Below are 13043 nucleotides of genomic sequence, written 5' to 3'. Positions count from 1 at the left end.
CCACAAGGAGCCGCCATGCCCCCGAGCACCCCGCCCCCGGCCGTCCTGGCCTGGCGTGACCACGACGCCCAGGCCCGGACACTGCCGGGCATGTCCCTCGGCCGCATCCCGCTCGCCCCGGAACCCGGCGCCGCCGAGCGCCTGTGGTCCATGGGCGCGCGCCGAGCCGAACTGGACAGCCCAGTGGACCTCGTCACGTCCGGGCCCGTGGCCGCCCGGGCGGCGATCGACCGACTCTGCCTGGTCCGCGACCTGACGGCACGGGCCGTCCAGGTGGACTGGGACCTGCGCCTGCCCGCGAGCCACGGCGATGAGACCTGGAAGGTCCTGTCCCACCTCCAGCCGCCCCGTACCGCCAGCGGCCTCACCGACCCCGAGACCGCCCTGCGGGCCTGGCGGACCCGCCACTACCTCTGCAAACTCGTGTGGCGCAAGGGCCCGGGGTTCCTGCAGATCCGCGACCGGCGCTGGGGCGATCTGCGTCGCTTCACCGCGGACGACCCGCGCTATCCCGCAGCCGTCGCCCGGCTCGACCGGGGCGCCCACCGCTCGGACGTCGCCGCGGACATCCTGGAGGAACTCACCGCGGAGCACCTCGTCCTGACGGCCGGCGACCTCGTGTGGTGGCTTCCCTACCGCGTCGCCCGATGGCTCCAGGAAGCGATGGCCGTCTGACGAGCCCGTGCATGGTTGACGGTGAGGCGTCGAGGCCCTTGATCTGGCTCGGTGGTCACATCTGCCGTGCGAGCTCAGATCCATGGTCTGTTGGGGGGACCGCCGTCCGGCGATGGCTTGGACGGTGTCGCTCATGCGCTCGCGGCGGCCGAGGTGGGGGGGCCGGCGCCCGCGGTTCTTCAACTGCGCGATGCCGTGGTCGACTCGGAGGCGGCGTGACGAGTGGGCCTTGCGTTGCCGCTCGTGCATTTCCTCGTACCGGTCCCGGGCGTTCTTCTTGAACTTGCGGTGCGGTGGTGTCGCGAGCCGCCCGCCGGTCCGCGCACCCGGACCCTGGTAACCGGCATCCGTGATGCCGGCGGCTGCCCCGATGCTGACGGGCCTCCCCTCCGCGACGCTCTACGTCGGGGCCTCCATCGCCCCTGTCGTCGGCCAGGGTGCGCTGGACTGGGCCGGCGTCCACCGGCTCGGCCCCATCGGCGCCGCACTGGGCCCCACCGCAGGACGGCAGCACCGACGGGCCGCCTTGCGACGACTTGGACCCTGGACAAGTCCCATCGTTTCAGGTCAGGAGCACTATTCCCATTCTGATCACCCACTGGACGCCCTGCCGCGTGACAGCGCGCGGTCGGGCGACGGGCACGCGGCCCTCCACCTTCGGAAGGACGCGAGGGGCCGACCGCCGGAAGGTGGCGTCGGCTCACTCCACACCGTCCAGGCCCCAGTCCAAAACGAGGACCATTCCCCGCTTCGTGCTACGGTCACCCCTGACGCCTAAACGGGGAATCATCCCCACTTCTGTTCGGGAGCCGCCGATGCGCACCCAGCACCCCACCGTCCGCCTCTCCGACCTGACCGACGACTTCACCGCCGACCCCTACTCCGCCTTCACCGCGCTGCGTTCCCGCGGCTCTGTCCACCACGTGTGTTTCCCCACCGGGGACGAGTCGTGGCTGGTGCTCGGGCACGACGAAGTGCGCGCCGCGTTCGTCGACCCCAGGCTGCGCAATGACGTGCGGCACTCCGCCGACTTCGAGGACGACGGCCTGTACGCCGTGGGCCGCAACATGCTCCAGGTCGATCCGCCCGATCACACCCGCCTGCGGACGCTGGTGGCCCGTGAGTTCACCGCCCGCCGCGTCCAAGCACTGCGGCCCCGCGTTCAGGAGGCGGCCAGTGCGCTCTTGGACGCCGTGGTCGCCGACGGCCGTGCCGACCTCGTGGCTGCATATGCCTATCCGCTGCCGCTCACCATCATCTGTGAACTGCTCGGTGTGCCCGAGGTGGACCGTGCTGCCTTCCGGGCGTGGTCCACGAAGGTCGTCGCCCTCGACGATGCCGAGCAGTCCGCCCGCGCCAGCCAGGAGATGGCCGCGTACCTCGCGGGGCTGGCGGAGGAGAAACGGCGGCTGCGGGACGCGGCGGAGAGTGACTTGCTGCACGCCCTGGTCCGCACCCACGACGGGGACGGCGCCGACCGGCTCACCCCGGAGGAACTGCTCGGCATGGCCTTCCTGCTGCTCGTCGCAGGGCACGAGACCACCGTCAACCTCATTGCCAACGCCGTCCACCTGCTGCTCAGCCATTCCGGGCAACTAGCCGCCCTCCGTGCCGACCCCGAGTTGGTGAAGGGCGCCGTGGAGGAGACGCTCCGCTTCGAGTCGCCCGTGCCGGCGGGCACCTACCGCTACACCGCCGAGCCGATCACCCTAGGCGGCGTCCGGATACCGGCGGGCGCGCGTGTCGTACTCTCCATCGCCGCCGCGAACCGCGACCCCGCCCGCTTCCCCGCCCCCGAACTGTTCGACATCCGCCGCGACCCGGCCGCGACCCGCGCCCACCTCGCCTTTGGGCACGGCCTGCACCACTGCCTGGGCGCCCCGCTGGCCCGCCTGGAGGCGACTCTGGCCCTGCGCATCCTGCTGGATCGGTTCCCCCGCCTGGCCTTCGACGGTGACGGCACACCGCAGTGGCGCACCAGTCTCATGCGGGGCCTGCGAGAGCTGCCGGTGCGCTGGTAGACACCGGCCTCGTCATGACTGCGGCTCAATCCGGTGGAAGGCCGGCGCGTGAGCAGGGCGGCCACCCTCGTTCCCGCGCTCGTGTTGCGAGAACGGAGGAGCCCCTGGTCACCGGGCAGGGGCTCCGTCTGCCTGGAGCAGACGTGCAAAACGTGCGCCGTCCTCATCGAGACGGGGACGGCTCTCCATGTCGGTCGGCTCCAGCAGTGACCGGCCGACCCGCCGCGGCAGGTTCCTCAGGGCTGGGCCGGCGCGGGACGCAAGCAGCCACGGATCGCAGGTACGAGCCGTGTGTTCGCCCCGGCCGGCACCCGCACCCGGACAGGCCGCCCGCCCTGCGTCGTACAGGCCTCGGCCCGGACGACCCTGTCCATCACCTCGACCGATCTGGTCGTAGGCGGTCAGTGTGCGCAGGACTGGCTGGCCGCGCATGACCCTGGCTCCACTCACCAGGCCCCCTTGGGATCGATCATCCAGGGAACCGGGAGGCGCTCTACCGGCGGACCGCAGAGATCAGTCCACCGGGCCGCTCCTCGCGCTGCGGCGGGGTGCTGATCGGGCGGCCGTAGGCGGCAGCGCGCTCACGCAAAGTGTGACTTTCGGCCTCCCAGCCGTGCCCGGCCAGCCAGCCCACCGGGTCGTCGGGCATCTCCGAGACCCACATGGACGCCGCCGATCCCGGCTCGGCGTCCGCACCGAAGCGCTCGATCACGCCGCGCGAGCCCAATGTCAGCCCCATCCGACTGCCTGCCGCCGACTGCGCGCTGATCCGGGCCAGCAGCAGCTCGACCGCGTCCTCGGGCAGATAGATCAGCAGTCCTTCGGCGATCCACGCGGTCGGCTCAGCCGGGTCGTGCCCTGCGGCAACCAGCGCGCCTGGCCAGTCCTCACGCAGATCCACCGCGACGGTGATCCGCTCGCAGCGTGCGACGGCCCGCTCCTGACGCAGCACCGATTCCTTGAAGTCCAGTGGGACGGCGGTGTCGACCTCGAACAGCCGGGTGCCCTCGGGCCAGTCCATCCGAAAGGCCCGGCTGTCCATGCCGGCGCCGAGCAGCACGACCTGCCGGACCCCGGCCGCGGAGGCCTGCTGCAACAGGTCGTCGAGGAACTTCGTCCTGATGACGATGGAGAACGACACGGCCAGCCGGCGGCGTCGCGCGGCCTCGTCGTCGGGCAGCGGCGGCGAGGAGGGCCACAGGCCGCCGGCGGTGGCGAAGGCCTGTGCCAACGGGTCGCGGAACAGCGCGTTCTCCCGCTCGGTCTCCAGCGCCCGCACCCTGGCCACCCCCACCGCCGTGGCCCACACTCCCGACGGCTGCACTTGCTCCTGCTCATCAGTCACCGCTCCAGCCTAGGTGATCGGTTCCAAGGGGCCGGACGAGCGGAGCCGGCCTCCTGCGCGGGTCTCCTGCCGAGGCGGCGTCGGGATGCTGCCGTAGTCCGCAGGCTGTCAGTGCCTGGATCTATGGTCAGGGCATGACTTCGACAGACCCTGCTGCCTCGGACTGGACGAGGACGGGGACCCGATGACCCGCCGTGACCGGGGATTTGTCCGCTATATCGCGCTCGATTCGCGCGTGGCGACCGACCGATACCCCTTCAGCCTGCCGGTCGTCACCCGCCTTGCCGGAATGGACAGGCTCGATCTGGACCCGGCGGTGACGTTCCTGGTCGGTGACAACGGCTCGGGCAAGTCCACCTTGATCGAGGCGCTGGCCACGGCCGCCGGGTTCAACGCCGAGGGAGGTTCCCGGTCCTTCCGGTTCGCCAGCCGGGCCGACGAGTCCGATCTGGGTGATCACCTGACTGTGTGCTGGAACCGTAGACCTCGCAACGGCTTCTTCCTGCGCGCGGAGAGTTTCTACAACGTGGCCACCGAGATCGAGCGGCTGGACGAAGGCTCGGGGGAACTGCTGCACGCCTACGGCGGCCGGTCCCTGCACGAGCGCTCCCACGGCCAGTCGTTCCTCGACCTGGTGCAGCACCGTTTCGGCCCGAACGGTCTCTACGTGCTGGACGAGCCGGAGGCAGCCCTGTCGGTGCAGGGATGCCTGGCGATGATGGTCCACATCCGAGAACTCCTCGAACAAGGGTGTCAGTTCGTGGTGGCCACGCATTCGCCGATCCTGCTGGCCATGCCCGGCGCACGCATCCTGCAGATCGAAAGCGACGGCACCATCGAGCAGGTGCACTATGAGCAGGCCGAGCCCGTCGCTTTGACCCGCGCGTTCGTCAACCACCCGGGCCGCTTCCTGGACCGGATGTTCGCCGAGGAGGCATAGACCAGACCGTTCGACGGCGCTCTCCGCCCGGACATCCAGGACGCGACATGCTCGCGCGACGCCCCTTGGCGAAGAGATGCAGCAGGCGAGTACCGCTTCCGCTCGGCATGGGCAGCATGACCCACGGCTCCTGCACCGGTTCGCCACCCGGCATCGACCTGCGGCGTCCTCGGGCGAAGGCCGTCGCCGGACCGCTGAGACGTTCGCACACCGCCGATGTCCGCCGGCACATCACCCAGGCCGACGCCTTCCTCACCCGGCTCGCAGTCCACGGCCGGGCCCTCGGCCGGCGCCTGCAGGCCGACGCTCTGGCAGACAAGGAGCGGGCAGGCTCCCTCGTGCTTCACGGTGTCAGGCTGGATGCAGGATGTGCCGGCGGCGTACTCGCCACGACGGTCGTAGACCTGGATGGTCGCCGTCTCGTCCCTCTTCCACCAAGCCGCAAAGGCCTCAGCGATGTACTGGGACTGCTTCTCCAGGCCCAGCCTCTTGTACTCCTCCTTCAAGCCCCCGTCGTCGACGGCTCCGTAGTCGACCGTGGGGTAGTCGGAGCTCGCCTCGAGGGCCGGACAGAACACCTTGCGCTCGTAGCCTCGCCATCCCGTGAGGTGCATGACGGCCTTCTTCTCATGCGCATCCTGGGGACCGGAGCGCAGCCGGACTAGGCTTGGACGCTGCGACGGGCGGTCGCCCGCCGCCCGCGGCGGTCCCGCACCACCACACTCAAGGAGTGCAACCGAGTGTCCTTCTTCACCATCGGCCACCGCGGCGTCATGGCCGCCGAGCCGGAGAACACCCTGCGCTCCTTCCTGCGGGCCGAAAGCGAGGGGCTGGACGGCATCGAACTGGACTTGCACCTGAGCAAGGACGGCGAGCTGGTCGTCATGCACGACGAGACCCTGGACCGCACGACGGACGGTTCCGGTCCCATCGCCGACCAGGAGCTGCGGACGCTCAAGAAGCTCGACGCCGGCCTCGGCGAGCGCATCCCCACGTTCGGAGAGGTCCTGGACGCCGTCGGGCCGACGCTGCCGATCCAGGCGGAGATCAAGGACGTGGCCGCCGCCCGGTCGCTGGCCGAGGTGCTCACCGACCGGGACCTGCTGAGCCGGGTCTCGGTGCTGTCGTTCCACGACGTGGCGCTGATCGAGATCCACAATCTGCTGCCGCACGTTCCCACCGTGCTGGTGGCGGGCCCCAGCGCGCATCACGACACCTTCGTAGGCCGCGCCCAGAAGGTCGGTGCCACCTTGGTCAGCGTGGAGCTGCGTCAGCTGAACCGGGCCATCGTGGAGAAGTGCGGCGCCGCCGGCATCGACGTGATGGCCTGGACCGTCAATGACGAGCGCGACCTGGCGCTGGCCCGGATGCTGGGCCTGGTGGGCTGCGTGACCGACCAGCCGGACATGAAGCGGCTGGTCGAGGCCACGGCCTGATCCAGGGGTGCGGGACCGAACCGACGGCCTGTGCGGTCGGACAAGAGCGTGACCGCCGTGGCCGCGGAGTCGGCACGGCGCAAGGGGGCACCGCTTTCCCCGCGCGTGTCCCGGCCCTCTGCCGCACTTGAGCGACGCCTTACCACCCGACGGAGCAGGCCTCGTACGACCGCGTTCCTGTCCACCGCACGCGCTCGAGCCTCTCCGGCGCGCCGGCGTTGCCCGTGTACGAGTCCCTGCTGCATCTCCACGGAGTCGATTGGTCATCGGTACGCGACAACCACGACGACCGAGCGCCGCGCCCGATCGCAGCGGTACCAGCGATGGCCGGTACCGCTGCGATCGGGGCGGTTGTGCGTCTGCTGGCGGCCGCCATCCAGGGGGCGGGGCCTGTCCTCGATGAGCGGCATCCTGGCAGCGGGAAGCCGTGGGAGGCTCGGTCCCGGACTCGCCGTGCACGAGGCGTACGACCACACCGCCTACCGTCTGCTGGGGGCCTGACGGCCCGGTCTCACTTCAGGTGCCGGGCGAAGAACCGGTTCCCGTCGTCCACCTCGAACCACGGGGTGCCGGCGTGCCCGCCCATGTTGGCGTGCAGCGTCTTCTCCTTGGTGGCGAAGGCGTCGAACAGGTCCAGGGTCCAGCTGCCGGTCGTTCCCTTCGTCGTCCCACTGCAGCAGGAACTGCAGCGGAATGGTGACCTGCCGGGCCTCCTCGCGCTGGGCGCGGGGCACGAAACCCCCGGCGAAGAAACCGGCGGCCGCGATGCGCGGTCCGGCGCTGGCAGCGCGACGGAGTCCGTCCGGGCGCTGGGGCCGGCTCCATGCAGGAGAGTCCGGGGCATATCCGAACAGGCGGACGCCGACGTCGTCAACGAACGGTCCGTGAAGGTGGAACCGGCGGCCGTTCCCTACGCCGCTCACGCCGAGCCCGTCCCGCGGGTCCACGATGATCACCGTTGCGGATCGCCTGGCTGACTGGAACCCCGAGATCGTGCTGGCGGCTCCTTACCACCCGATCTTGTCCGGTCTCGGCAAGGTTACTGGTGGCCGGCCCGGCGAGAGTGAGTTCGGTCCACCGGTGCAGTTCCTCGACATGGCTGCCCGCCGCGGTCGCCCGGGCGATCGCGGCGGCCTCCTCGGGTGTGGGCTCGCCGTTGCGGGAGAGCAGCGCAAGTGGCCAGGCCGGGGTGCTGGGCTGCGCTTCGTCGAAAGGGTGCCAGTCCCAGGCTGCGTCGAACCGCCAGGCGCGCCCGTCCTGGTCGGCGACCTCATCGCCTGGTCGCCACCGCCGACCGCTGCGAGTCGTTCGGGTGCGGGCGGAGCCGTACCCGTGCTGCAAAGTGCTGGAACCACGTCGGCGCGGGCCGCGTGATGACCCGTGCGAGCTCGACGTGCCCGAGTCATACGTCGCGCGGGAGTCCGCTGAGTCGGTATGAGAGGGTTTGCGTACGAGATGAGAGCCAAGCCGCGCCAGGATCCGAGTCTTCTCCCCGTTCTGGGGATGTTCGTCGTGCTGGCGGCCTTGTTGGAGCGCTTCCTGTCGGTGACGGGCGGCCCGCAGACGTATGTCTTGTGCGATGACGTTGTCGGGCTCTCGGAAAGGCTCGACCGCGAGACGGGTACGAGCCGGTGGCTTCTACTGGCGGGACTGGTGCTGTCCGTGGCGGCGCTGGTCCTCTCGCGGGTACGCCGCTGGCGGATCTTTCCGGTCCTCGCCCTGTCTGCGGTTGTGGTCCTGGTGATTTCGGCGGACGGGTACGCGGCGCGCGCGGATGCCGTCGCCGCCCAGATTTCGGCATCTCAGACCTGCGACGAGCCCACGACGGTCTACGACACCTCTCGTGGATGGTTCGACTGGAGCCCCCTCGGCCCCTGAGGACTCGGATCGGAATGACGCCGCTCTACACTTCGGGATCAAGTAGTGCGTCGGCCAGACGGTCCGCGTTGCGCACGTACCTGCGGTGGATGGCGGAGAGTTCACGCTCGGGTCCTACCGGGACGACGATCTGGTACCAGCTCGTCTCGTCACTCACCAGACGGTTCATCGCGTGGATTTGCTCGTCAGTTGAACGGAACCACCGCCGCCGCGTCGTGCCGCCGGAGGCTGGGGCCCGGGCCAATGCACGCCGCCCTCAGGGCTGTGAGCAGCTTGAAGGTCGTTGCTCACCATCACCTGAGCCAGTTCGGCAGCGACGGTGATCACGTTGCCCCACCCCGGAGCATCGAGATAGGCCTGGTCCGGGGCGCGGCGGCCCACGGACTCCTGCACTGCCGAGTAGACCGTGCCCAGCTCCTTCATGAGCTCCACTTCTTGCTCGGTCCGCAGACTCTTGCCCAGCCACGGAGCGGGGTCGTCAGCATTGCAGAAGTCATCGAACAGGACATGGACCACGTAGTCCAAGTCCTCGAACTCCTCCGGCTGCAGCCACACATCGCGCTGCCGAGCAGGACTGGCCAGGGCGAGAACCGCCGGCACCACGTGCAGACGAAAAGCCGGAAGTTCGATGCCGTGATCAGTCATCCGGTCAGCCTACTGAAGCGGTGAGAAAGCAGTCCTGTGCGAGCACGCCAGTGTCGTCGAACGGTTCGTCACCAAGTGGTGCAGTAGCGGGCAGTAGCCAACTGGTGGGCGCGCGCGATGACGCCTTCAACGACGCCGGCCCTGACCGTTGTCCTGGTCGTTCGTCTGGTCTGTGGCCGACGTGCGGCTGCGCAGGCGTTCCAACAGGGCGCTGCCGAGCACGACAAGACCGATGGCGATGGCCTTGCTCGCCTGGTAGCCCATCATCGGGTGATCCGCGGCCTCGGACGGACCGAAGAATGCCCACAGCGCCAAGGCGACCCCGACAAGGACAAGGGCCAGGGCACTCACCGGGCCGATCCCCCACCACCACGGCGCCTGGGGGTGGGGGCCGTCAGCCTGATTGTGCTTGTCGGTGGCCATGGTCGATTCTCCTCGTCTTGCGGCGGCTTGCGGTGCGGTGCGACCGCGGTCGTCGACACGAGGCGTGGTCACAGAGGGACCGGCATGATCGTCCTGGTCCCGAGAGGAGGACGGGCCGAGGAGGGCATGCGTTCCTGCCTGGGCGAGCGAGCACCAAGGCTCTCCTGATGTTCAGACTCCCGGCCCTGTTTCCGAGCCGTTGAGCCGAGTCTTTGCGTCGGCAGCACTGTGCGACATCCTGTGAGACCACCTGAGCCCCGGCGGATACCCATTGCCGGACTGGGAAAAGAACTTGGCCCGCCTTGCGGAGACTTGAAGAATGACGGCCATGCAGACTCGGCAGGCATGGCCTGATGACGCAGCAGCGGTTGCTGCTGTCTACGTGCGTTCCTGGCAGGCGGCGTTTTCCGGTCTTGTTCCCCAGCACTACCTCGACGCCATGACCCCGGGTCGAGAAGAGCCCGAGTGGAAGGCACGCATCACGGAAGCACGGTGGCCGTCGTCGGGAGTGCTGGTGGCCGAGACCGAGGCGGGCATCGTCGGATTGGCAGGTTTCGGTCCGTCTGAGGTGGCCCCTGCCATCGCGGAGATCGGCACGCTCTACGCGGTACCCGAAGTCTGGGGCGCTGGGATCGGAAAGCAGTTGATGCAGGCCACGATGGCGACTCTCGAACAGGCCGACTACGCGCAAGCCACCTTGTGGGTCCTGGAAGACAATGAACGAGCCCGGCGCTTCTACGAAGCAGCCGGCTGGCGCGCGGACGGCGCAGTCGTGGAGGACACCACCGGTGGAGCATCTCTGAGCAAGTTGCGCTACCGCCGCACCCTTGACTGAACGCCTGTGCGCAACCCCGGGCCCGGCTCCAGGCCGGCTGCAGTGCTGGTGAATTCTATTGAGGGGCGCCTAGATGTAGGAGGCCAGCACGTTGGTGACACCGCTTTGGAGTCGTGACGCTGGTGGCTGGCCGTCAGCGGTGCCGTGAGGCCGGTGGTAGTTGTAGTGGATGTTCCACACGCCGAGGGCGGTTGCTCGTTCGTCTTCGGAGTCCCATTCGCGGGCGTAAAGGAACTCCTCTGCCAAGATCCGGTTGTAGCGCTCCACCTTGCCGTTGTGCCGCGGCGTGTAGGGCGTGCTGGTGGCGTGACCCGAGTGGTGCTCGGGCAAATGCGTCGGCGCGGTAGCACGCTCCGTTGTCTGTGACGATCCGCTCGATGTGGGTAATGCCGTGGGCGGCGAACCGTGCGCGGGCACGGTGCATGAACGCGATCGCGGTGACGGCCTTCTCATCGGGCAACGCTTCGGTGTATGCGAGCCGACTGAACCCGTCGACTGCGGAGTGGAGATACACGTAGCCACCGCGTTTGCTCTTCTTCTTCAGCCGGTCGGCGTTCTTGGCCCGCTCGCTCCCACGGCCGTGGACACGCCAACCTCCGCCGTCGGGGATCCGGCCGACCTTCTTCACATCGACGTGGACCATGTGGCCTGGCCACCTGGCGCTGATCCTGCGGGGCTCCCGGTTCTGTTCGACGTTCGGGTCGATGAACTTGCGATGGTTGAGCCCGAGCCTCGCCGGGTGCCGGGTCACTGTGCGGCGGCCGACAGTGATGCCCTGAGCTTGGAGTTCGAACGCGATCCGCGACGCTGACCACTTCTGGCTGCGCCGGAGGTCTGCGATTCGGGCCACGACCCTGGTGTCTGTCGCGGCGGGTTGGCTGTGTGGTGTCGAAGAACGGTCGAGCAGGCCGATTTCCCCGTAGCGGCGGTAGCGGTTGACCCACTTCGATGCACAGGCGCGGGAGATCCCCATCTCGGCGGCGACGTGCGCTATTGGACGAGTCCGGCAGCGCTCGACAAGTCGGCGTCGACCTTCGACGGTCAGTGGAGCATTGGCGTGCCTCATGGGCAGTTTCCCGTGGCGGCTACGAAGTTGGCGGGGAAGCGATCTTCGGCGGTCATCACACCGGTCAGAGGCTGACTGATGTGTGTGGTCACGGCTGCTGGCCGAACTCGGTGCTGTGGTCGATGGCCCACTGCGCGAAGGGGCGGGCCGGCACGCCGGTCAGGCGCTCGACATCATCGGTGACAAGGCGTGATTCCGGTCGCCGCGTCGACGCCGTGATGAGGGCATCGACCAGCCGCTCGGGACGGCCGTCCGCGAGCATTCGTGCGCGCGCGATATCCGCGGGGGCCGGCTCGAAGCGCAAGTTTCGTCCGAGTGCGGCACCGAGGATTCCGACCTGGTCGGCCCTGCTGAGCGGCTCGGGCCCGGTCAGCAGGTAGGGGGTGCGATCCGAATCGTCCTGGCGTCGAAGGAGCACCTCCGCGGCCGCGGCCGCGACATCACCCTCGTCCACGACTGCTGTGCGCGCTATGTCCGGACCTCTGACCACGTCGCCTGCGCGCAGCTGTGCGGCCCAGCCCCGAGTGTTGGACGCCAGCGTGTCGCTGCGCAGCACGGTGGGATGCAGGCCGGCATCACGGAGCCGGCGTTCCATGTCCGCGTGTACCTGCACAATCGGGTCGCTTTGGCGAGAAGAGGCGTCATCGATCGCAGTCGAGGAGAGGTAGACGACGCGCGGCGCTGCTGCGGCGAGTTCTGCGATCAGAGGCTCGGCGGGGGCGGAGTCAAGCAGCGGCCATATGAGGAAGACGGTGTCGATGTCGTCGAGCGCCGCACGGACGGAGTCGGCGTCGGTCAGGTCACCGCGCACCGACTCGATGCCGGGTCGCGGGCCAACACGGCGACGGTCGAGGCACCGCACAGCTGCTGCGCGCGCTTGCAGCCGGGCGAGGAGCTCACGGCCGAGGTTGCCCGTCGCTCCGGTGACCAGGATCGATCGGGAACAAGCAGGAGTAGGCGGGGTGGGAGAACTGTCAGGCATGCTGGGGACGCTAAAGGTTCAGGTCGACATCAAGGCAAGGGTGAATGGCGATAACGATCGGCGAGGCGGCCGCGCAGCTTGGAGTCGAGGCCCATGTCCTACGGCACTGGGAGCACGTCGGAGCACTCACGGTGCGCCGGGACGCGAACGGTTACCGCCTCTACGACCACGACGTCCTGGAGCAGGCACGAACCGTGCTGAAACTGCGACAAGTCGGGCTCTCGTTGCCGGAGGTCACCGCCGCGATGTCCCCGAAGAAGTCCGCAGCGCAGGAGGTCGTGCGCGCGAAGATCGCTGCGCTCGAAAGTGAGGTCCGCAGCAGACAGCAAGCGATCACCTTCCTCCGGCACACCGTCGAGTGTCGCCATCGGTACCTCGAGGAGTGCGCGGACTGCGCGACATTCGTCCGCGACCCTTGATCATCCGATGTGAGGAATTCGCGGTCGACGACCGTAGCCCTTGATCAGTAGCAAGTGACCGCTGACATCAACGTCTTGGCCCGCGACACCTAGATCATCCGGAAGGTCTCATCCACCGCCACAGAAGGTGAAGAGGAGCAGGACCGGCTGCAGGGGCAGTGGCAGGCCGGGCGGGCCGGGCGGGAGGCCCGCGCACCGGACATGAAAGGCCGACCGGTGCTGCCTTGGGTGCCGGCCCGGCTATGGGTCGGTCACCGCGGTCGGCCCCCGGCCCTAAGGTTTACGTCAGTAGGCGGAGTTGACGTTGTCGATGGAGCCGTAGCGGTGTGCGGCGTAGTTGGCGGCGGCGGTGATGTTGGCCACCGGGTCGGTGACGCT

13 protein-coding genes and 2 pseudogenes are annotated in these 13043 nt (G+C 68.9%); 7 read left to right on the top strand and 8 right to left on the bottom strand.

From position 1 onward, the window contains the following. The first annotated feature begins 15 nt into the window (after nt 1-15). On the top strand, nt 16-675 hold the full coding sequence (locus ACIHEJ_RS39200; RefSeq protein WP_400142632.1) for a DUF5825 family protein: 660 nt from the start codon (nt 16-18) through the stop codon (nt 673-675). A gap of 815 nt (nt 676-1490) precedes the next feature. Beyond that, nucleotides 1491-2696, top strand: coding sequence for a cytochrome P450 (locus ACIHEJ_RS39195; RefSeq protein ID WP_400142631.1), 1206 nt, complete (start codon nt 1491-1493; stop codon nt 2694-2696). A 493-nt stretch (nt 2697-3189) separates the two neighbouring features. Here the strand turns inward: ACIHEJ_RS39195 and ACIHEJ_RS39190 are convergent, their stop codons facing one another. Continuing rightward, nucleotides 3190-4041 (bottom strand): class I SAM-dependent methyltransferase, encoded by an 852-nt coding sequence (locus ACIHEJ_RS39190; RefSeq protein ID WP_400142630.1) that lies wholly within the window; start codon nt 4039-4041, stop codon nt 3190-3192. Between the two features lie 184 nt (nt 4042-4225). Between ACIHEJ_RS39190 and ACIHEJ_RS39185 the strand changes: the two genes are divergently transcribed. Continuing rightward, nucleotides 4226-4981: an AAA family ATPase gene (locus ACIHEJ_RS39185; protein ID WP_400142629.1), complete on the top strand. Its 756-nt coding sequence runs from the start codon at nt 4226-4228 to the stop codon at nt 4979-4981. On the opposite strand, the gene ACIHEJ_RS39180 is transcribed toward ACIHEJ_RS39185, so the two are convergent. Beyond that, complete coding sequence (locus tag ACIHEJ_RS39180; RefSeq protein ID WP_400142628.1) at nt 4891-5595, bottom strand: hypothetical protein; 705 nt, start codon at nt 5593-5595, stop codon at nt 4891-4893. The two genes, ACIHEJ_RS39185 and ACIHEJ_RS39180, sit on opposite strands and share 91 nt — an antisense overlap. A gap of 126 nt (nt 5596-5721) precedes the next feature. On the opposite strand from ACIHEJ_RS39180, the gene ACIHEJ_RS39175 reads away from it, so the two are divergent. Then, nucleotides 5722-6417, top strand: a complete 696-nt coding sequence (locus tag ACIHEJ_RS39175; RefSeq protein WP_400142627.1) for a glycerophosphodiester phosphodiesterase — start codon at nt 5722-5724, stop codon at nt 6415-6417. A 511-nt stretch (nt 6418-6928) separates the two neighbouring features. Here ACIHEJ_RS39175 and ACIHEJ_RS39170 read toward each other — a convergent pair. Then, nucleotides 6929-7208: pseudogene (locus tag ACIHEJ_RS39170) on the bottom strand (alpha/beta hydrolase); the annotation flags it as partial. 712 nt (nt 7209-7920) lie between these two features. On the opposite strand from ACIHEJ_RS39170, the gene ACIHEJ_RS39165 reads away from it, so the two are divergent. Next, nucleotides 7921-8295: a hypothetical protein gene (locus ACIHEJ_RS39165; protein ID WP_400142626.1), complete on the top strand. Its 375-nt coding sequence runs from the start codon at nt 7921-7923 to the stop codon at nt 8293-8295. A 25-nt stretch (nt 8296-8320) separates the two neighbouring features. On the opposite strand, the gene ACIHEJ_RS39160 is transcribed toward ACIHEJ_RS39165, so the two are convergent. The 3 genes from ACIHEJ_RS39160 to ACIHEJ_RS39150 form a co-directional block, all read right to left on the bottom strand. Then, entirely contained in the window at nt 8321-8452 is a 132-nt protein-coding gene (locus ACIHEJ_RS39160) for a hypothetical protein (protein WP_400142625.1), read from the bottom strand. Between the two features lie 8 nt (nt 8453-8460). Beyond that, the gene (locus ACIHEJ_RS39155) at nt 8461-8940 is read right to left on the bottom strand and encodes a hypothetical protein (protein ID WP_400142624.1); all 480 of its coding nucleotides are present in this window, start codon (nt 8938-8940) and stop codon (nt 8461-8463) included. Nucleotides 8941-9066: 126 nt separating this feature from the next. Beyond that, nucleotides 9067-9363: a hypothetical protein gene (locus ACIHEJ_RS39150; RefSeq protein ID WP_400142623.1), complete on the bottom strand. Its 297-nt coding sequence runs from the start codon at nt 9361-9363 to the stop codon at nt 9067-9069. Between the two features lie 319 nt (nt 9364-9682). On the opposite strand from ACIHEJ_RS39150, the gene ACIHEJ_RS39145 reads away from it, so the two are divergent. Further along, on the top strand, nt 9683-10198 hold the full coding sequence (locus ACIHEJ_RS39145; RefSeq protein ID WP_400142622.1) for a GNAT family N-acetyltransferase: 516 nt from the start codon (nt 9683-9685) through the stop codon (nt 10196-10198). A gap of 69 nt (nt 10199-10267) precedes the next feature. Here ACIHEJ_RS39145 and ACIHEJ_RS39140 read toward each other — a convergent pair. Both ACIHEJ_RS39140 and ACIHEJ_RS39135 read right to left on the bottom strand, forming a co-directional pair. Further along, a pseudogene (locus ACIHEJ_RS39140) lies at nt 10268-11264 on the bottom strand (IS481 family transposase). Nucleotides 11265-11352: 88 nt separating this feature from the next. Next, on the bottom strand, nt 11353-12246 hold the full coding sequence (locus ACIHEJ_RS39135; RefSeq protein ID WP_400142621.1) for an NAD(P)H-binding protein: 894 nt from the start codon (nt 12244-12246) through the stop codon (nt 11353-11355). Between the two features lie 44 nt (nt 12247-12290). Between ACIHEJ_RS39135 and ACIHEJ_RS39130 the strand changes: the two genes are divergently transcribed. Next, complete coding sequence (locus ACIHEJ_RS39130) at nt 12291-12665, top strand: MerR family transcriptional regulator (protein ID WP_365592447.1); 375 nt, start codon at nt 12291-12293, stop codon at nt 12663-12665. Nucleotides 12666-13043: the final 378 nt, after the last annotated feature.

Source organism: Streptomyces sp. NPDC052301, assembly GCF_044593395.1.
Lineage (GTDB): Bacteria > Actinomycetota > Actinomycetes > Streptomycetales > Streptomycetaceae > Streptomyces.
Note: the sequence above shows the minus strand (reverse complement) of the source record. Positions and strands in the feature narration are given on the sequence as shown.